Here is a 17,461-nt window from a genome sequence, read left to right as displayed (position 1 = left end):
AGCCCAAACGCTGGCACCGAGTATTCAACCTGGTAATAACACCCAACCCAAAAGGAAAGGTTTCATGGCAAACAAGCTCTCTGTCGCATTTATTGGCACCGGAATTATGGGTGCCCCCATCGCCGGCCACATTCTGGACGCCGGCTATCCCGTCACGGTCAACAACCGTACCAAGTCCAAGGCCGCGGCGCTTATCGAGCGCGGCGCTGTCTGGGCCGATACGCCGGCCGATGCCGTGGCGAACGCCGACGTCGTCTTTACCATGGTGGGTTATCCCTCCGAGGTCGAGGAGCTCTACCTGGCGGGCGACGGCCTGCTCGCGTGCACCAAGCCCGGCGCGGTCCTGATCGACCTCACCACGAGCTCGCCCGAGCTCGCGCGCGATATTGCCGAGGCCGCCCAGGTTTCCGGCCGCATGGCGTTTGACTGCCCCGTCACCGGCGGCGAGTCCGGTGCTATCGCCGGCACGCTCACGGCCATCGTGGGCGCCACCGAGAACGACATCGCCCCGGTCCGCGACATCCTTTCCACCTTTGCGGCAACTATCTGCTGCTTCGATGGCGCCGGCAAGGGCCAGGCTGCCAAGCTCGCCAACCAGGTGTCGCTGGGCGCCTGCATGGTCGGCATGGCAGATGCGCTGGCGTTTGCCGAGCTGAGCGGCCTTGATCTGGAGAAGACCCGTCAGATGATCCTGGGCGGCACCGGCAAGTCCGGTGCCATGGAGAGCCTGGCGCCCAAGGCGCTCGACGGCGACTACAAGCCCGGCTTTATGGTCGAGCACTTCATTAAGGACCTGCGTTTGGCGCTCGCCTATGCCGACGATCGCGAGCTTGCGCTGCCCGGCGCCGACGTGGCCTTTACGCTCTACGACATGCTCGACGCCATCGGCGGCGCCAAGCTGGGCACCCAGGCCATCACGGTACTCTACAAGGAGGAGGCCGACGCCATCGCCGCCGGACTGGACTGGTCGCAGTATCGTCCCGAGGAGCATGGTGCTCACGAGGAGGGCTGCGGTTGCGGCGAGCACGGCGACGAGCATGAGTGCGGTTGTGGCCACCACCACGGCGAGGACCACGAGTGCTGCGGCGGTCACGGTCACGATGACGGCCATGAGTGCTGCTGCGGCCACCATCACGAGGAGTAGCGCCCATGAGCTGGACGTTCGTGGTGCTTGCGTTGGTGCTCTTTATCTTTGCGATCTACATTGGCTTTTTGTGCGGCCAGTGGGCCTGCGAAAAGCGCGTCATCACCAAGCGCGACTACTGGATTGCCAACTTTGCAGGAGCGGCGGCAGTCGTCCTGCTGACCTGGGTGTTCTCACTGTTCCCGCTGGTGCAGTTTGCGCCGATCGGCTGGCTCGGCGGTTTTATCGCCGGTCTTAAGATGAGCTTTGGCGAGTCCGTCGGTCCGTGGCGCAAGCACGACGAGGTCTTTAACGTCAACAAGGCCCATCGCGCCGCCGCCGACGCGGGTGACGCCGAGGAGCGCCGCCGTGCGCGTCGCAATGGTGCGGCCGACCGACAGCTCATCTCGGTCACCGATGACAGCAAGGGTGCTGGCAAGCACGCAAAGAAATAGTAAGAAGAGGTAACTATGGCAGAAAACAAAGACGAACAGCTCACCGACGAGGAGCTGGCACAGCTTCAGCTGGCAGAGGAGAACGAGAACGCCGTCGACCGACTGGTCCAGGAGCTCGGCTGCCCCACGCGCCGCATGCGCCAGTTTGCCGCCCGCGTGCTGCACCTGCTTGCCGAGCGCGATCCGCAGCGCGTCGTGCCCTGCGTGCCCGCGTTGATCGAGGCGCTCGACCGCCCCGAGGCGCAGACCCGCTGGGAGGCTCTCGATGCCCTGGCGGCGCTCGCCACCACCTGCCCCGAGCAGCTGGGCGATGCCTTTGAGGGTGCCGAGACCGCGCTGTTCGACGAGATTTCCTCCACGCTGCGCTATGCCGCCTTCCGCCTGCTGTGCGTATGGGGCGCCACGAGCGTCGAGCGTTCGCGCGAGGCTTGGCCCATCCTGGACGAGGCCATCCAGTGCTATCACGGCGACCTCGAGTATCGCGACATGCTCGGCTGCCTGTACGAGTTCGGCCAGGGCGAGATCGACGCCGAGGTCGCCGACAAGCTCGCACTGCGCCTTAAGTTCGATGCCGAGAACGGCAAGGGCAGCTATCTCAAGGCCCGTTCGAGCGAGATTTGCGAAATGCTTGTTAAACGTTTTGGCCTGGAACTCTCCAAAAAGAAGAAGCGTGCTAGCGTTAAAAAATCTGACGACGCCGAAGACGAGGAGTAACAGATTATGGCGCACGATGTAGTCCTGATTCCCGGTGACGGTATCGGTCCCGAGATTACGCAGGCCACGCGCCGCGTGGTCGAGGCCACCGGTGTCCAGATCAACTGGAACGTCCAGGAGGCCGGCGCCGGCGTCATGGACGAGTTTGGCACGCCGCTGCCCCAGCATGTGCTCGATGCGGTTGCCGAGACTAAGGTTGCCATCAAGGGCCCCATCACCACACCGGTCGGCACGGGCTTCCGCAGCGTCAACGTGGCCCTGCGCAAGCACTTCGACCTGTACGCCTGCGTGCGCCCCTGCCTGTCGCAGCCGGGCGACGGCTCGCGCTTCCGCGACGTCGATCTGGTCATCGTGCGCGAGAACACCGAGGACCTTTACGCCGGTATCGAGTTCGATGAGGGTGCTGCCGAGGTCGAGGAACTCTCGCAGCTCGTCGAGCGTTCGGGCCAAAAGACCTTCGCCGCTGATTCCGCCATCTCGATCAAGCCCATCTCCATCGCCAAGAGCCGCCGCATTGTGGAATACGCCTTTGAGTACGCCCGCCGCTGCGGCCGCAAAAAGGTGACGGCCGTGCACAAGGCCAACATCATGAAGGCGACCGACGGCCTGTTCCTGCGCGTTGCGCGCGAGGTGGCCGCCAACTATCCCGACATCGAGTTCAACGACAAGATCGTCGACGCCACCTGCATGGGCCTGGTCCAGAACCCCAACGACTTCGATGTCCTGGTGCTGCCCAACCTGTACGGCGACATCGTGAGCGACCTGTGCGCCGGCCTGGTGGGCGGCCTGGGTATGGCCCCCGGCTCCAACATCGGTGCCGACTGCGCCATCTTCGAGGCAACGCACGGCTCCGCGCCCGATATCGCCGGCCAGGATATCGCTAACCCCACGGCAGAAATTCTCTCTGCTGCCATGATGCTCGATCATCTGGGCGAGAACGATGCGGCCAATCGCATTCGTGCCGCCGTATCTGCCACGCTCGACGAGGGCGAGCAAGTTACCGGTGACGTGCGTCGTGCCCAGACCGGTTCCGTCGAGGGTGCGGTGGGTACGCAGGCCTTCGCCGATGCCGTTATCGCGCACCTGGTCTAAGGCATGCAGGCTGCAAACGCCTAAATAGTACTTAAGTGTTTGCGTATAACCTAAGAATCAATACGCCCGGCGCTCCGTCGGGCGTATTCTATTGGGGACTATGTTTCCTAACAAGGAGTAACCGATATGGGTTTGATTCAAAAGAAAGACGAGAAGGACGAGATCGACGGCATCCAGATCATCGAGCGCGGCGAAGGCCCCAATGGTGACGAGGACGAGAAGATCGATCTGGTCGCCGGTACGTCTGCCGAGCACATTGCCGCCGGTACGACGGCCGAGGAGGAGGACGCCCGTCTGGAGGCTCAGATCGCCGCAGATGCCGCTGACGAGAATCTGATGCCCGAGGCCCAGGACAAGGATGACGATATTCTGGGTTCCGAGGAAGACGACCATGCATCCAAGCACAAGAAGACGATGATCGCCGCCTTCGTGGTTACAGTTGTGATCGCTGCCGTGGTCGGCTTCTTTATTGGCAATGGCGGCTTTGGCGGCAAGGGTGTCGGTTCGGCGACCCTGACCGAGGACCAGCTCGATTCGACCGTGGCAAGCTATAGCTACAACGGCAAGAAGAGTGACATCACCGCGCGCGAGGCCATCGAGAGCCAGTACAGCCTCGACACCGTCAAGGACGGCGACGGCAACTACACGGCTCCTTCTGCCGACGTCATCCTGTCCTACGTGCGCAACAAGATTTTGCTCGATGCTGCCGAGGACGAGGGTATTACCGTCTCTTCTAAGGAAATGAAGAAGTACGCCGAGGATTCTATCGGCACCTCGGACTACGACACCATGGCCAAGCAGTATGGCGTGTCCAAGGACCAGGCCAAGCAGATCGTTCGTCAGTCCGCGACGCTGCAGAAGCTCTACAAGAAGAAGGTGGGCGACAGCTCCGCAAGCATGCCGACCGCCCCGACCGAGCCTGCTGACGGCAACGAGGAGACCGCGAGCAAGGACTACGCCGACTACATCATCAACCTTGCCGGCGACGAGTGGGATAGCTCAAAGGGCACCTGGAAGGACGCCGATAGCACCTACGCTAAGGCCTTTGCCGACGATGCCTTTACGGCCGATAGCGCTACCTATAAGCAGGCCATGACCGCCTATTACACCGCCTACCAGCAGTACTCCTCGCAGGCTTCGAGCGCCAGCTCCAAGTGGACCGAGTATGCTAACGGCCTCTACGCCAAGGCCAACATCAGCATCTACGGCCTGTTCGCATAAGATCTGCCTGAGCTACCGAGCGCGTAGCCGATATAACTGATTAAGCCCGCTAGAACGGACATCGTTCTAGCGGGCTTTTTGCGTTTGGGCGCTGGTGGTTACATTATGCCTATTAAGCTTGAAGTCCAAAGAGGTTATCGGCTTCATCGTCAGGCATATATTCCAGCACATCGCCCGGTTGGCAGTCGAGTGCCCGGCATATCGCGTCAAGAGTTGAAAAGCGCACGGCAGAAACCTTGCCCGTCTTGATACGCGACATATTGACCTGGGAGATACCCACGCGTTCCGCAAGTTCTTTGGATGAGATCTTGCGTTCGGCGAGCATGCGGTCGAGCCGCAGAATAATCATGGATTCCCCCTAGAGCAACTCGTCATCTTGTATTTGCAGGATACACCCGTACTGGAAGACGCTGGCAATCAGGCTAATAATCAGGCCTGCAAAGAGCATAGAGGCGTCGAGCAGCTGGCCGCCAAGCGCATCCGTAAAGCTGCCGCCAAATCCTGAGAGTATTAGCCCCGTGACTATGGCACCAAAAAGTTTCACGGCGGCGCCGCCGATAAGGAACAAATGTCCTATTTGACGTAGTATGCGGAGGCATTCGAGGTCAAAGGGCCTGCCCGCCTTTTCAATGGCGGAGAAAAACCTGTATGCGCTTAGCACGATGGCAAACGCAAGGCATGTCATCATGGCGGTCCCTATGACAGTATGACCGTCGTGCCCGACAAGCATAAGAGGGGTCTGTTCATTGGCGCCGACGGGAGCGAGAATTGGCCCTTCGCCAGCCTCAAGCTCTACGGATTGGAGACAAAACCCTTGGGAGAGGCTAGGCAATATGAGTAGAAGTTCGATTGCAATGACTGCGAGGAGTGCCAGAGCGAGCGCCACGATGGTGCAGATTGTGCCCCATTTGCAGTAGCGAGTGAGCTTCCTCAGCTTGGCGATTGCCTGTTCACGGTCGATGGCTTCATTCGATTTGGATACGTTCCAGCGGACCATAGCTCCTCCAACCAATGTCTTGGATGATACTTGTATCTTATATCATACTTAATGATAAACGATAAACAATTACAGATTAGAGTAAGTAATGTTTGTGAGACGAATAGTGAGAGCTATGGCATATTCAGGGAATGGGAGTTTGGAATGCGGGGGGGGGGTGGACAAAGAACGATATTTCCTGCAATCGCGCAAATGCTTCATCGGGTCTCCCTAATTCATATGGGAAAACGGCTGCAAACGATTGCAAATAACCGGTGAACGGTCAAAAACTACCGTTCACCGATAATTTCTAAACTGGTTCTAACTGGTATTAAGTCAAAAAGACCAATTCACAAATCTTCACAATGACCTGCATTTTTCCTACACGCTATATTTAGCCGCCCTACGTTGTTTAGACACAGAAAAAGATCCGATCTTTTGCCAACGCATTTCGAAACGGTTTCAAAACCGCAGGTAGAAGTGTTAACGAGCGGTAAACGGTCGATTTATCACCGTGAACGGTGCAAAAACGTTTTACTGTATGAATCAACGAAAGCGACCTCTTCTGTGGTGATATAGTGACAACAACACGTCACGTGGTTACTACCAGTTGAGAGACCACTGGTCTTCAAAGAACGCTTTCTAAGAAGCTTTAAGGGCGAGCGCCCGCTGGCTTCCGAACATCATCGGACTCAGATCGTACACACCTTCGGAAGGGAAATTTGAATGGTTGGCTTTATTCTTACCGGTCATGGACAGTTCGCACCCGGCCTTGCAAGTGCTATCGCTATGGTTGCCGGCGACCAGCCCGCTTTTACCGTCGTTCCTTTTGAGGGCGACCAGGCTGCTTCCTACGGTGAGGATCTCCGCGCCGCTATTACCGCCATGCGCGAGGAGTGCGATGGCGTGCTCGTCTTTACCGACCTGCTCGGTGGTACTCCGTTCAATCAGTCGATGATGATTGCCCAGGATGTCGACAACGTCGAGGTTCTGACTGGCGCCAACCTTCCCATGGTTATTGAGCTTCTGTTCCTCCGCGGTAACGCCACGCTCGCCGAGCTTGGCGAGCAGGCCGTGACTGTTGGCCAGACGGGCATCACCGCCCAGACGGTCGCATCCGTTGCCGGCTCCGATGAAGAGGATATCTTCGGCGACGAGGACGGCATCTAATGGCCGATTTCGGAGCCAGTGTTCTGAGTTCCTCGGTAGCTCTTTTGGGCCTGCTTGCCATCATGGGTGTGATTTACACCATCTGGTCGCAAATCAACATGAAGAAGAAGCAGAAGTACTTCAAGGAGCTGCACACCGAGCTCAAGCCGGGTCAGGAGGTTCTTTTCGCCGGCGGTATCTACGGAACCGTCAAGGGCATCGAAGGCGAAAAGGTCCAGATCAAAGTCCGATCCGGTGCCGTCGTAGATGTTTCGCGTTACGCGATTCAGGAGATCAAGTAACTGTCGTCAGCAAATAACGAAAGGAAGCTGATCAACATGGCAGAACCCAACATTCTTCTTACCCGCATCGATAACCGACTGGTCCATGGTCAGGTCGCTACCCAGTGGAACTCCACCCTGGGCTCCAACCTCATCCTCGTCGCCAACGACGATGTGTCGACCAACACCATGCGCCAGAACCTCATGAAGATGGCCGCTCCCGCCGGCGTCGCTACGCGTTTCTTCTCCCTGCAGAAGACCATCGACGTCATTGGCAAGGCGAGCCCGCGCCAGAAGATCTTCATCGTGGCCGAAACACCGGAAGACGTGCTTACGCTCGTCAAGGGCGGTGTGCCTATAAAGAAGGTAAACATCGGCAACATGCACATGTCGGAAGGAAAGCGCCAAGTCGCCACCTCCGTCGCAGTTAACGACGAGGATGTCGCTGCGTTTAAAGAGCTGCAGGAATTGGGGGTGGAGTTGGAGATCAGGCGCGTTCCGAGCACGCCTGTTGAGGACACGAGCAAGCTCTTCTCGTAATCCTCGTGATCCACGTTGTCAGGATTGAAACCCTGACGTTCTGTACGTGAAATCCAAAGTGCGTACATACATTTTGAAAGGAGGAGCAAGATGGAATTCTCGATCATTCAGGTCGCCTTGGTCTTCGTTGTTACGTTCATCGCGGCAATCGACCAGTTTGACTTCCTCGAGTCTCTCTATCAGCCCATCGTCACCGGCGCCGTCATCGGTCTTATCCTTGGCGACCTCAACACCGGTCTTCTCGTGGGTGGTACCTATCAGCTCATGACGATTGGCAACATGCCGATCGGAGGCGCTCAGCCGCCTAACGCCGTCATTGGCGGCATCATGGCAGCCATTCTCGCTATCGCCACGGGCCTCGAGCCCAACGCGGCAGTCGGCCTTGCCATTCCGTTCGCTCTGCTTGGTCAGCTCGGCGTTACCCTGGTCTTCACGCTTATGTCCCCGCTTATGTCCACGGCCGATAACATGGCTCATAACGCGGACACCAAGGGCATCGAGCGCCTGAACTACTTCGCCATGGCTCTGCTCGGCCTGATCTTCGCTGTCGTCGTCACCCTGTTCTTCATCGCTGGCGCTACCATTGGTCAGACCATCGCTTCCGCCATCCCGACTTGGCTGCAGACCGGTCTGTCCGCTGCAGGCGGCATGATGCGCTTCGTCGGCTTCGCCGTCCTGCTCAAGGTTATGATGAACCGCGATATGTGGGGCTTCTTCCTCATGGGCTTTGGCCTCGCGCTCATCACCGTTGCCAACGATTCGCTGGCAACCCCTGCTCTGCTCATCCTCGCTCTCATCGGCTTCGGCATCGCTTTCTGGGACTTCCAGCAGCAGACCGAGCTGAAGGGTGCAGCTGTTTCTGACGGAGGTGACTTCGAAGATGGCATCTAATGAGTATGTGATCCCGGAGCACTACGAGGATCTCACTCCTGCTCCGCAGCTCGACCAGAAGACCCTCAACAAGATGGCTTGGCGCTCCTGCTTCCTGCAGGCATCGTTCAACTACGAGCGCATGCAGGCTGCTGGCTGGCTTTACTCCATCATCCCCGGTCTGGAGAAGATCCACACCAACAAGAACGACCTCGCGGCTTCCATGAGCCACAACCTGGAGTTCTTCAACACCCACCCGTTCCTCGTCACCTTTGTTATGGGTATCGTGCTTTCGCTCGAGCAGAACAAGGTTGACATCCCCACGATCCGCGCCGTCCGCGTCGCCGCAATGGGCCCGCTCGGTGGTATCGGTGACGCCCTGTTCTGGCTGACGCTCGTGCCTATCACGGCCGGCATCACCTCCAACATGGCCATCAACGGCAACGCCGCTGCGCCGATCATCTTCCTGGTGATCTTCAACGTCGTCCAGTTCGCTCTGCGCTTCTGGCTCATGAACTGGTCCTACAAGCTTGGCACCAGCGCTATTGACGCTCTGACTGCCAACATGCAGGCCTTCACGCGTGCCGCTTCCATCATGGGCGTCTTCGTCGTCGGTTGCCTGGTCGTCACCATGGGTGGCACCCAGATCAACCTCCAGATCCCCAACGGCACCACCCGCGGCCTCTCCGCTACTACCGTGATTGTCTCCGAGAAGGAGGCCGAGAACTTCACCGGTATGGAGGGCATCGATACCGAGACCGCTGAGGCCGGTACCATCGCCATGACCGATAAGGACGGCAACGCCCTTACCGCTTCCGATGCCGACGGCAACGCTGTCGAGTGCGGCGTCACCGATCTGGGCAACGGCATGGAGTCCGTGACCTACGGCACCGTTACCGAGGATCCGGTCAACTTCTCTGTTGCCGACACCCTCAACACCATCGTCCCGAAGCTCGTCCCGCTTATGCTTACGCTGCTGCTTTACTACATGTTTGCTAAGCACAGCTGGACCCCGACCAAGGGCATTCTCCTGCTCTTCGTCCTTGGCATCCTGGGCGCTGGCCCGCTTGGTCTCTGGCCGAGCATCTGGTAAGGCTCTAGCTTGAGGGGTGTGTCCCTACGCGGCTCACACCCCGACCCCTTAAGCCATGTGTATGTTAAAAGCCGCGTGCTCGAAAGAGCGCGCGGCTTTTGTTTTCTTAATGATTCGGGTGTGGCAGACAGATAATGCATAACACCCTAGGTAGTTAGCCGAATTCGAGCAAAAGGGAGGATAGGATGGCGATCGGAGCGCGTAAGCAACCGCTGTACGATCAGCTGGTCGATATTCTGACCGAAAAGATTGACCATGAATATCGCGCCGGTGACATGATTCCTTCCGAGCGCGAACTTTCGGAGCGCTATGGTCTCTCGCGCACAACGGTACGCCTGGCTCTGCAGGAACTGGAGCGTTTAGGACTGGTGGTTCGGCAGCACGGTCGCGGTACCTTTGTGACCGACCGTTCGGCAAAGGCAACCAATCTTATGCAGTCCTACAGCTTTACCGAGCAGATGCGCGCGATGGGTCGAGAACCCGAGACCACGATTCTCGAGTTTTGCGAGATGGAGGCCGATAAGAATCTGGCCGAGCATATGGGATTGCGCATCGGTGATCGCATTTTTAAGCTCAAGCGCCTTCGTTCTGCCGACAACATGCCCATGATGGTCGAACGCAGCTATCTACCGGTTCGTCAATTTCTGTCCCTAAAGCGACCGCTGCTGGAGCGTAAGCCGCTTTACGATGTGATTGAGCAGGACTTTCAGCAAAAGATTCGCGTGGCCGAAGAGGAGTTCTATGCGAGCATAGCCCGTCCCACCGATGCCCACCTTTTGGGAATTGTCGAGGGCTCGCCTGTGCTCGATTTGGTCAGGACTACGTATAACGAGTCAAACGAGGTAGTGGAGTACACACTCTCGGTTGCTCGTGCCGATCAGTTTAAATACAAGGTTTACCACCAGCGCAGTAACTAGTGCTCGCATCGTTTCCATATGGTGATTCTTTGCATTTAACTGGTTACTACCAGATAACCAACCGAAGTGTATAATTGCACGTCAGAGGATTACTTCTAGAGAGAGGTATTAGAAATGTTCGAGAAGAGTGTCGAGGAGCTCACCGAGCTCGGCGCCCAGATCACCACGGCCGAGATTGCTCAGCAGCCCGAGCTTTGGCGTGATACGCTCAACATCTATCGCGAGAACAAGGAGGCCATCGAGGCCTTCCTGGCCGAGGCTCGCGCTATGGGCGAGGGGCGTCTGTCCGTTGTCTTCACCGGTGCCGGTACGTCCGACTACGTTGGCGATACCTGCGCCCCGTACCTGCGTCACGCTGGCAACACTGATCTCTACGACTTTAAGCCCATCGCCACGACCGACATCGTGAGCGCCCCGCGCGACTTCCTGCGCGCCGAGGATCCCACGCTCGTGGTTTCCTTTGCCCGCTCTGGCAACAGCCCCGAGAGCCTTGCCGCCGTTGCCGTTGCCAAGGAGCTCGTCCACAACGTCAAGTTCCTCAACATCACCTGCGCTCCCGAGGGCAAGCTCGCCGTCGAGTCCGCTGATGATCCCAATGCGCTGACGCTGCTCATCCCGCGCGCCAACGACAAGGGCTTCGCCATGACCGGTTCTTACACCTGCATGACCCTGCTCTCTACCCTCATCTTTGACGAGGCTTCCGACGAGCAGAAGGCCGAGTGGGTCGAGACCATCGCCAAGATGGGCGAGGAGGTCATCGATCGTGAGCCCGAGGTCGCCGATTACCTGGCTGGCGACTTCAACCGCGTGACCTACTTGGGTTCCGGCTCCTTCGGTGGCCTTGCCCAGGAGAGCCAGCTCAAGATCCTCGAGCTCGCTCACGGTCTGGTCGCTACTTCCTACGACACCTCCATGGGTTATCGTCACGGACCCAAGTCCTTCGTCGACGACAAGACCCTCGTGTTCGTGTTCGTCAACAACGATGCCTACACCCGTCAGTACGATATCGACATCCTCAACGAGATCGGTGGCGACGAGATCGCTCAGCACACCGTTGCCGTTCAGCAGGATGGTGCTACCGTCTACGAGGGCGAGTCCTTCACCTTTAAGGGCTATGAGGCACTCCCCGAGGGCTACCTTGCCCTGCCGTTCGTGATGTTTGCCCAGGCCATCAGCCTGCTCAACTCCGTGCGCGTGGGCAACACGCCCGATACGCCGAGCCCCACTGGCACGGTCAACCGCGTGGTTAAGGGCGTGACGATTCACCCCTTCACCGCTTAATCGCGTCCCCCCTGTAAGGGCGCCCGTCCGCTCATAACGGCGGGCGGGCGCTTTCTGTTTTTACTAGGACCGGGTATAAGCATCACCACAGTCAACTGCTTTAGAAGCAAGGAGTGCATATGAGCACGTACGCAATTAAGGCTGACAAGTTCTTCTTGCCGGCAGGTCCGCAGCTGGGCGGCTATCTTATGGTCGAGGATGGCGTCTTTGGCGCCTGGCAGGCCGACAAGCCCTCTTGCGAGATTAAGGACTACACGGGATCGTGGATCGCACCGGGTATGGTCGATACCCACATCCATGGCTTCTACAACCACTCAACTACTGACAACGATCCCGAGGGTATCGATATCAGCTCGACCGAGCTCGCCCGTCGCGGTACCACCAGCTGGCTGCCCACGACGTTCACCGATGGCGTCGAGCAGATCAAGGACGCCTGTGCCGCTATTGCCCAGGCTGACGAGGGCCGCGGCCCCGACTTCTGCGGTGCTCGCATTCAGGGCATCTACCTGGAGGGCCCCTTCTTTACCATGAAGCACGTGGGCGCACAGAACCCCGCTTACCTGATCGACCCCTCCGAGGAGGTCTTCGACCAGTGGCAGGAGGCTGCCGGCGGACGTATCGTTAAGAGCGCCATGGCCGCCGAGCGCGATGGTGCTGCTGCCTATGCTGCCGCCCTGAACGCTAAGGGTGTCGTGACCAGCATCGGTCACTCTGATGCCACGTATGACGAGTGCGTCGCCGCCATCAATGCCGGTGCTAGCTGCTTTACGCACACCTATAACGGCCAGCGCGGTCTGCATCACCGCGAGCCCGGTGTTGTGGGCGCTGCTATGACCACCCCCGAGACCTACGCCGAGATTATCTGCGACGGCAAGCATGTGAACCCCGCCGCTATCAAGGCACTGCTGCAGGCTAAGGGCTGGCAGCATACGGTGCTCATCACCGACTGCTTGGGCTGCGGCGGCATGCCCGAGGGCAGCTACACCAGTGGCGGTATGGACGTTATCATGAAGGACAACCTGTGCTGGCTCGCCGACGGCAAGAGCATTGCCGGCTCGGTGCTCACGCTTGCCCAGGGCGTCAAGAACATTGTCGACTGGGGCATTGCCAGCGCCGATATCGCCATTCGCATGGCAACCGAGGTGCCGGCTCGCTCCGCGCACATCGAGGATAAGTGCGGCAGCATTATGCCGGGTCGCGATGCCGACTTTGTCGTATTCGACCACGAGCTCACCCTCGTCGAGACGTATGTTGGCGGCCAGAGCGTCGGCAACGCCTTTACCGAGTAACGATAGAAAAAGACGGCGGGCCCGAATCTGCTCGGACCCGCCGTATGGGTTAAACGCTCAAAAGCACCTTCACAGTTACAGCTTGTTAGCGATCTTCTTTGCTGTGCGCTTGACGCCGGCCACAAGACCTCCCGCAGGATGCTCCTTTTCGTAGGCTAGACGCTTCTCGCGCTTGGCATACTCTTCGACGATGATATCGCCGTACTCGTCTTCGATTTTGTCGAAGAAATCGACGGCGCCCTTAATTTCCTCGGCGGTTGGGTGTCCCTTTTGGACGCCGCCGGTAATCTTGAACGGTCCCCACGTGTCAAAACCGGGACAGCCGTAGACGCCCATAAATATGGCCTGTCTCATGCGGCAGATGCCATCGATATCCTTGCCGTACCACTTGTTTTTGCCACCGTAGGTCATAAGGCCAAACACCTTGTCCTGCGGCTGCAGCACGTTGGTGAGCACGCGTGCCATATCTTTGTCGATCTCGGAGTAATAAATGCCCGTAGCGACACCGATTAGATGATATTCGTGCAGGTCGGGATACTCGTTTTTTCCGAGCGTTTTTACATCGAGGGTATCGATCTCGGGGTGCGCCTCAACGATGGCGTCCACGAGCTTTTTCGTATTGCCGTGGTGACGCGAGGCGTAGAGGATGATGGTTCGCATAAGAAGGCCTTTCAGCTGTAATGACGTCAATGTCTGTATGGTACCCCGTTGCATGGCTGGGATACCGGACGCATCGATGAACATGCGGGTTTGTCCTTTGGTTAGGGCCGAGACGGGTACTTGCGAGCAAAAAGCAGTTGTTCGAAAGGATGGGCAATGGAATACGCTCTCTCCAACGATTCGATCTCTATCAAGGTTTCCACAGCCGGCGGCTCGTTTACCTCGATTGAGGCCGACGGTCGCGAGTATTTGTGGCAGGGCGATCCTGCCGTGTGGTCCGGCCAGGCGCCGATTTGCTTCCCGATTTGCGGAGGTCTGCGCGACGGCAGCGCCATGACGTTCGCCGGGCATCATGTGAAGCTCGCCCGTCACGGGTTTGCGCGCAAGCAGGAGTGGAAACTGCTGAGCCAAAGCACGAACGAGCTGGCTGTGTGTCTGGCATCCGAGGATAACGCTGCATTGCTGAAAGATTATCCGTATCCGTTCAAGCTCGTCGCCCGCTATACGCTTGAGGACGCTGCCGTGCGTGTCTCCTATGAGGTCACCAATGAGGGCACCGAGGACATGCCGTTCTTTATCGGTGGACATCCTGGCTTTAGGTGCCCACTCGACGAGGGTGAGGCCTATACGGACTACGAGCTGCGCTTTGAGAAGGACGAGGCTGCGGAACTCTGCACTGCCGTTCCCTCGACTGGATTGATCGATGTGGACAGGCGTTCCAAGAATCCCATGGTGGGAAAGACGCTGCCTCTGTCGCATGAGCTCTTCGATTTTGCGGAGACCATCTTTGACGTGCTCGAGAGCCGTCAGGTCACGCTTTCCAAGAAGGGCGAGGACAAGGGTGTTCGCCTGAGCTTTGAGGGCTTCCCGTATCTTATTGTGTGGAGTAAGCCCGAGGGTGATTTTGTGGCAGTTGAGCCCTGGGGTGGCCTTTCGACCTGTTCCGATGAGGATGACGTGCTTGAGCATAAGCGCGGCTGCCTGATCGCCAAGCCCAAAGAAACCATCGTGCGCTCGTTCACGATCGAGATTCTGTAATTCCGTTTTGTCGACTCGTATCGCGAGGCACAAGGAGCCTGCGAGATAAGGAGCTAAAAATGATCCTCACCGTTACGATGAACCCGTCTGTCGATACGCGCTATCAGCTCGATGAGCTCGTTATCGACGACGTCAACCGTGTGACGCCCGAAAAGACCGCCGGCGGCAAGGGCCTCAACGTGGCCCGTGTGCTGGGTCAGCTGGGCGACGACGTTGTGGCAACCGGTCTGCTCGGCGGCCACATGGGCGCCTATATGGCGGAACTCATGGATGTCAACGGTATTAAGAATGATTTTGTGCCCATTAAGGGCGAGACTCGTATCTGCCTCAATATCCTTCATGCTGGCAACCAGACCGAGTTGCTCGAGAGCGGCCCGACGATAGTCCCCGAGGAGCTCGATGCCTTTACCGCCAAGTTCGCCGAGCTTGCGAGCAAGGCCGATGTCGTTACCATCTCGGGTTCGCTGCCCCGCGGCGTCGAGGCGGACTACTACGCCAAGATCACGGGCATTGCCGAGAACGCCGGCGCCAAGGTGCTGCTCGATACCTCGGGTGCTTCGCTTGAGGCCGCCCTTAAGTCCGAAATTAAGCCCGAGCTGGTCAAGCCTAACCTGACCGAGATCAACGGCCTTTTGGGTACGAGCTTTACCACCGACGATGTGGACGAGCTCCGCGCCGCGCTCGCCTCTGATGCCCGCTTCTCCGATATCCCCTGGGTCGTCGTGTCCATGGGCGCTGCCGGCTCCGTTGGCTTCCACAATGGCCGTGCGTTCCGCGCAAAGACGCCCGATATCCCTGCCGTTAACGCCACGGGCTCTGGTGACTCCACTATCGCTGGCTTCGCGCATGCCATTGCTGCTGGCGCGGACGACGAGACGGTGCTGCGTACCGCCAACACCTGCGGCAAGCTCAATGCCATGGATCCTATGACTGGCCACTTGGTCATGGATCGTTGGGACGAGGTCTACAACGGCGTTACGGTGACCGAGCTGTAAGAGCTTGTGCTGCGACACCGGCACTGGTCGCCTGCTTTTGATTGGAATCGACGGCAAGTGCAGTAGCATATGCCGTGACGCGACGCCGACCCCGTCGTGTTCAATCCCGACCTTACCCTGGTCGAGACGTATGTGTGTGGCAACAGCGTCGGTAACGCATTTACCGAGTAGCTGCCAAAAAACGATCCGAGAGGGGATTTAGATGATTTACGGTGCATTGGGCGATATCGAGGAGTACCGCGGAATGCTCAAGGGCCTCGACGTGTTGATTGACTGGCTCGAGGAGAACGACCCGGCGCAGCTCGAGGTCGGCAGCCATCCGATTCTGGGCGATAAGGTCTTTGCGAACGCCATGGCTCCCACGACGCGTCCCGAGGCCGAGGCTCACTATGAGACGCATCAGCGCTATCACGACCTGCAGATCGACGTCGAGGGTCGCGAGGCCTTTAAGGTCGCCACGGGCAGCCTGACGCTGGTTCAGGAGTTTGACGAGAAGGACGACTACGATCTGGTCGATTCCGACGCTTCGATCGCCGGCGATCTTGCCGACGACAAGTTTGCGCTGTTCGTTGCCGGCGAGCCTCACATGCCCACGCTTGAGTTCCCGGGCGATGGCGCACAGCCGGTCAAGAAGATTTGCTTTAAGCTGCTTGCAGATGCTTACTGGGAAGAGTAGCGAGCTGCTCGTGAACTAGCGTGATTCCCCTTGGGGAGCGCGTTTGAGCCCCGTTAATCGCAGTTCCCTTGGGGATTGCGGTTGGCGGGGCTTTCTGTTTTTGAGCAGGAAGAGATCGACGTGGTGATGCTTGGGTTGGCGTATGCGCACTCAAAATCGGCAACAAAAAAGCCGCCCGAAGGCGGCTATCTTGTGCAATGGAGCCAGCGACCGGGCTCGAACCGGTGACCCCCGCTTTACGAGAGCGGTGCTCTACCAACTGAGCTACGCTGGCGGCCATGTGGTGACGCAACTGAGGCGTCAACGGCTGTCTATGATACGGGACATCGCAAATCCGCGCAAGTGTTCTGACGGCTTTTCTCACTTTAAATGCACTAATATTGGAAACGCGATGTCTTGCTCTTACGGGTCTCAAACAGAATGGGGCTGCCATGGCTCAACCCAGGATCCTTCTTACACGTATCGATGATCGGTTTATTTACGGGCAAGACGTTGAGCTGTGGAACGAGGCTGTGGGTTCCAACCTCGTCCTAATCGTCAACGACGAGATTGCGGCTGATTCGCGCAAGTGGGCGCCTATGAGGGTCGCGGCGCCCGAGGGTGTGTGGACGCGGTTTTTCTCGGTGCAAAGGACCATCGACATCATTCATACCGCAACGCCGCGCCAATGGATTCTGATTATGGTGGCCTCACCCGCCGATGCGCTCGCGCTGGTTAAGGGCGGTGTGCCGATCAGCAAGATCAGCATTGGTCATATGCAGGCAGGGGAGGGTAGACGCCCCGTGACGTCCGCAGTTGCCGTGGGCGAGGAGGACGTCGCTGCCTTCAAAGAGCTGCAAAAGGTCGGCATAGAGCTAGAAATTCGCTACCTCCCCAGCTCCGACCCCGACCCCATCGGCAATCTGTTCAACTAGTCAGTGGGGACACCCTTGGCACTTGGGGACGTTCCTTTTGTGCCGGCCTTTTAGGAACGTCCCCAAGTGCCGGCAGATTGGGACAGTCCTTCTCGTCTGGCAGTGAAGACTGTCTCCAATGACTAGGTAGCAAAGCGCCCGTCGGCGGTGCCGGCGGGCGCTGGTGTGCGATATGTA

20 protein-coding genes and 1 tRNA gene are annotated in these 17,461 nt (G+C 58.4%); 17 read left to right on the top strand and 4 right to left on the bottom strand.

What is annotated here, in order from left to right:
- Positions 1-64: 64 nt before the first annotated feature.
- The 5 genes from DW123_RS01350 to DW123_RS01330 all read left to right on the top strand — a co-directional run bounded on the left by DW123_RS01350 (position 65) and on the right by DW123_RS01330 (position 4,605).
- Positions 65-1,144, top strand: a complete 1,080-nt coding sequence (locus tag DW123_RS01350) for an NAD(P)-dependent oxidoreductase (protein ID WP_118273001.1) — start codon at positions 65-67, stop codon at positions 1,142-1,144.
- A 5-nt stretch (positions 1,145-1,149) separates the two neighbouring features.
- Positions 1,150-1,578, top strand: coding sequence for a hypothetical protein (locus DW123_RS01345; protein WP_118206488.1), 429 nt, complete (start codon positions 1,150-1,152; stop codon positions 1,576-1,578).
- A gap of 15 nt (positions 1,579-1,593) precedes the next feature.
- Positions 1,594-2,292 carry a hypothetical protein gene (locus DW123_RS01340; RefSeq protein ID WP_118273000.1) on the top strand — a complete coding sequence of 233 codons (699 nt, stop codon included), beginning with the start codon at positions 1,594-1,596 and terminating at the stop codon, positions 2,290-2,292.
- A 6-nt stretch (positions 2,293-2,298) separates the two neighbouring features.
- Positions 2,299-3,384, top strand: coding sequence for an isocitrate/isopropylmalate dehydrogenase family protein (locus DW123_RS01335; protein ID WP_118272999.1), 1,086 nt, complete (start codon positions 2,299-2,301; stop codon positions 3,382-3,384).
- Between the two features lie 126 nt (positions 3,385-3,510).
- A complete protein-coding gene (locus DW123_RS01330; RefSeq protein WP_118272998.1) occupies positions 3,511-4,605 on the top strand; it encodes a hypothetical protein in 1,095 nt (364 codons plus the stop codon).
- Positions 4,606-4,717: 112 nt separating this feature from the next.
- Here DW123_RS01330 and DW123_RS01325 read toward each other — a convergent pair whose 3' ends face one another.
- On the bottom strand, positions 4,718-4,954 hold the full coding sequence (locus tag DW123_RS01325) for a helix-turn-helix transcriptional regulator (RefSeq protein WP_118272997.1): 237 nt from the start codon (positions 4,952-4,954) through the stop codon (positions 4,718-4,720).
- A gap of 9 nt (positions 4,955-4,963) precedes the next feature.
- Positions 4,964-5,602 carry a DUF2975 domain-containing protein gene (locus tag DW123_RS01320; protein ID WP_118272996.1) on the bottom strand — a complete coding sequence of 213 codons (639 nt, stop codon included), beginning with the start codon at positions 5,600-5,602 and terminating at the stop codon, positions 4,964-4,966.
- Between the two features lie 705 nt (positions 5,603-6,307).
- Here DW123_RS01320 and DW123_RS01315 point away from each other — a divergent pair.
- The 8 genes from DW123_RS01315 (at position 6,308) to nagA (ending at position 13,001) form a co-directional block, all read left to right on the top strand.
- Positions 6,308-6,751 carry a PTS fructose transporter subunit IIA gene (locus DW123_RS01315; protein ID WP_117735498.1) on the top strand — a complete coding sequence of 148 codons (444 nt, stop codon included), beginning with the start codon at positions 6,308-6,310 and terminating at the stop codon, positions 6,749-6,751.
- Entirely contained in the window at positions 6,751-7,032 is a 282-nt protein-coding gene (gene yajC, locus DW123_RS01310) for a preprotein translocase subunit YajC (protein ID WP_117735497.1), read from the top strand. The genes DW123_RS01315 and yajC overlap by 1 nt, the downstream gene beginning before the upstream one ends.
- 36 nt (positions 7,033-7,068) lie before the next feature.
- Positions 7,069-7,551, top strand: a complete 483-nt coding sequence (gene agaV, locus DW123_RS01305) for a PTS N-acetylgalactosamine transporter subunit IIB (protein WP_089572404.1) — start codon at positions 7,069-7,071, stop codon at positions 7,549-7,551.
- A gap of 90 nt (positions 7,552-7,641) precedes the next feature.
- Positions 7,642-8,442, top strand: a complete 801-nt coding sequence (locus DW123_RS01300; RefSeq protein ID WP_117735496.1) for a PTS sugar transporter subunit IIC — start codon at positions 7,642-7,644, stop codon at positions 8,440-8,442.
- Positions 8,432-9,514, top strand: a complete 1,083-nt coding sequence (locus DW123_RS01295) for a PTS system mannose/fructose/sorbose family transporter subunit IID (RefSeq protein WP_055251210.1) — start codon at positions 8,432-8,434, stop codon at positions 9,512-9,514. Before DW123_RS01300 ends, DW123_RS01295 begins: the two co-directional genes overlap by 11 nt.
- A gap of 185 nt (positions 9,515-9,699) precedes the next feature.
- Entirely contained in the window at positions 9,700-10,431 is a 732-nt protein-coding gene (locus DW123_RS01290) for a GntR family transcriptional regulator (protein WP_022094608.1), read from the top strand.
- 114 nt (positions 10,432-10,545) lie between these two features.
- Complete coding sequence (locus DW123_RS01285) at positions 10,546-11,712, top strand: SIS domain-containing protein (RefSeq protein WP_117743270.1); 1,167 nt, start codon at positions 10,546-10,548, stop codon at positions 11,710-11,712.
- A gap of 119 nt (positions 11,713-11,831) precedes the next feature.
- Positions 11,832-13,001, top strand: coding sequence for an N-acetylglucosamine-6-phosphate deacetylase (nagA, locus tag DW123_RS01280; protein WP_117735494.1), 1,170 nt, complete (start codon positions 11,832-11,834; stop codon positions 12,999-13,001).
- Between the two features lie 75 nt (positions 13,002-13,076).
- Here nagA and DW123_RS01275 read toward each other — a convergent pair whose 3' ends face one another.
- Positions 13,077-13,661 carry a flavodoxin domain-containing protein gene (locus DW123_RS01275; RefSeq protein ID WP_233505087.1) on the bottom strand — a complete coding sequence of 195 codons (585 nt, stop codon included), beginning with the start codon at positions 13,659-13,661 and terminating at the stop codon, positions 13,077-13,079.
- Positions 13,662-13,817: 156 nt separating this feature from the next.
- On the opposite strand from DW123_RS01275, the gene DW123_RS01270 reads away from it, so the two are divergent.
- The 3 genes from DW123_RS01270 (at position 13,818) to DW123_RS01260 (ending at position 16,370) form a co-directional block, all read left to right on the top strand.
- A complete protein-coding gene (locus DW123_RS01270; RefSeq protein WP_117743269.1) occupies positions 13,818-14,699 on the top strand; it encodes an aldose 1-epimerase family protein in 882 nt (293 codons plus the stop codon).
- A gap of 59 nt (positions 14,700-14,758) precedes the next feature.
- Positions 14,759-15,694, top strand: a complete 936-nt coding sequence (locus DW123_RS01265) for a hexose kinase (RefSeq protein WP_118272995.1) — start codon at positions 14,759-14,761, stop codon at positions 15,692-15,694.
- Positions 15,695-15,896: 202 nt separating this feature from the next.
- A complete protein-coding gene (locus DW123_RS01260; protein ID WP_118272994.1) occupies positions 15,897-16,370 on the top strand; it encodes a YhcH/YjgK/YiaL family protein in 474 nt (157 codons plus the stop codon).
- Between the two features lie 198 nt (positions 16,371-16,568).
- Here the strand turns inward: DW123_RS01260 and DW123_RS01255 are convergent.
- Positions 16,569-16,644: transfer RNA gene (locus DW123_RS01255), tRNA-Thr, on the bottom strand.
- A 157-nt stretch (positions 16,645-16,801) separates the two neighbouring features.
- Between DW123_RS01255 and DW123_RS01250 the strand changes: the two genes are divergently transcribed.
- Positions 16,802-17,284, top strand: a complete 483-nt coding sequence (locus tag DW123_RS01250) for a PTS sugar transporter subunit IIB (protein ID WP_117876856.1) — start codon at positions 16,802-16,804, stop codon at positions 17,282-17,284.
- The last annotated feature ends 177 nt before the right edge of the window (positions 17,285-17,461 follow it).

This window comes from Collinsella sp. AM10-26, assembly GCF_003472525.1.
Classification (GTDB): Bacteria; Actinomycetota; Coriobacteriia; order Coriobacteriales; family Coriobacteriaceae; genus Collinsella.
This window is presented reverse-complemented; position numbering and strand designations above follow the sequence as displayed.

What these genes read in the sequence shown, in the direction of transcription:
- DW123_RS01350 (WP_118273001.1), top strand. Translation starts at nt 65, where the DNA reads ATGGCAAACAAGCTCTCTGTCGCATTTATTGGCACCGGAATTATGGGT.
- DW123_RS01345 (WP_118206488.1), top strand. Translation starts at nt 1,150, where the DNA reads ATGAGCTGGACGTTCGTGGTGCTTGCGTTGGTGCTCTTTATCTTTGCG.
- DW123_RS01340 (WP_118273000.1), top strand. Translation starts at nt 1,594, where the DNA reads ATGGCAGAAAACAAAGACGAACAGCTCACCGACGAGGAGCTGGCACAG.
- DW123_RS01335 (WP_118272999.1), top strand. Translation starts at nt 2,299, where the DNA reads ATGGCGCACGATGTAGTCCTGATTCCCGGTGACGGTATCGGTCCCGAG.
- DW123_RS01330 (WP_118272998.1), top strand. Translation starts at nt 3,511, where the DNA reads ATGGGTTTGATTCAAAAGAAAGACGAGAAGGACGAGATCGACGGCATC.
- DW123_RS01325 (WP_118272997.1), bottom strand. Translation starts at nt 4,954, where the DNA reads ATGATTATTCTGCGGCTCGACCGCATGCTCGCCGAACGCAAGATCTCA.
- DW123_RS01320 (WP_118272996.1), bottom strand. Translation starts at nt 5,602, where the DNA reads ATGGTCCGCTGGAACGTATCCAAATCGAATGAAGCCATCGACCGTGAA.
- DW123_RS01315 (WP_117735498.1), top strand. Translation starts at nt 6,308, where the DNA reads ATGGTTGGCTTTATTCTTACCGGTCATGGACAGTTCGCACCCGGCCTT.
- yajC (WP_117735497.1), top strand. Translation starts at nt 6,751, where the DNA reads ATGGCCGATTTCGGAGCCAGTGTTCTGAGTTCCTCGGTAGCTCTTTTG.
- agaV (WP_089572404.1), top strand. Translation starts at nt 7,069, where the DNA reads ATGGCAGAACCCAACATTCTTCTTACCCGCATCGATAACCGACTGGTC.
- DW123_RS01300 (WP_117735496.1), top strand. Translation starts at nt 7,642, where the DNA reads ATGGAATTCTCGATCATTCAGGTCGCCTTGGTCTTCGTTGTTACGTTC.
- DW123_RS01295 (WP_055251210.1), top strand. Translation starts at nt 8,432, where the DNA reads ATGGCATCTAATGAGTATGTGATCCCGGAGCACTACGAGGATCTCACT.
- DW123_RS01290 (WP_022094608.1), top strand. Translation starts at nt 9,700, where the DNA reads ATGGCGATCGGAGCGCGTAAGCAACCGCTGTACGATCAGCTGGTCGAT.
- DW123_RS01285 (WP_117743270.1), top strand. Translation starts at nt 10,546, where the DNA reads ATGTTCGAGAAGAGTGTCGAGGAGCTCACCGAGCTCGGCGCCCAGATC.
- nagA (WP_117735494.1), top strand. Translation starts at nt 11,832, where the DNA reads ATGAGCACGTACGCAATTAAGGCTGACAAGTTCTTCTTGCCGGCAGGT.
- DW123_RS01275 (WP_233505087.1), bottom strand. Translation starts at nt 13,661, where the DNA reads ATGCGAACCATCATCCTCTACGCCTCGCGTCACCACGGCAATACGAAA.
- DW123_RS01270 (WP_117743269.1), top strand. Translation starts at nt 13,818, where the DNA reads ATGGAATACGCTCTCTCCAACGATTCGATCTCTATCAAGGTTTCCACA.
- DW123_RS01265 (WP_118272995.1), top strand. Translation starts at nt 14,759, where the DNA reads ATGATCCTCACCGTTACGATGAACCCGTCTGTCGATACGCGCTATCAG.
- DW123_RS01260 (WP_118272994.1), top strand. Translation starts at nt 15,897, where the DNA reads ATGATTTACGGTGCATTGGGCGATATCGAGGAGTACCGCGGAATGCTC.
- DW123_RS01250 (WP_117876856.1), top strand. Translation starts at nt 16,802, where the DNA reads ATGGCTCAACCCAGGATCCTTCTTACACGTATCGATGATCGGTTTATT.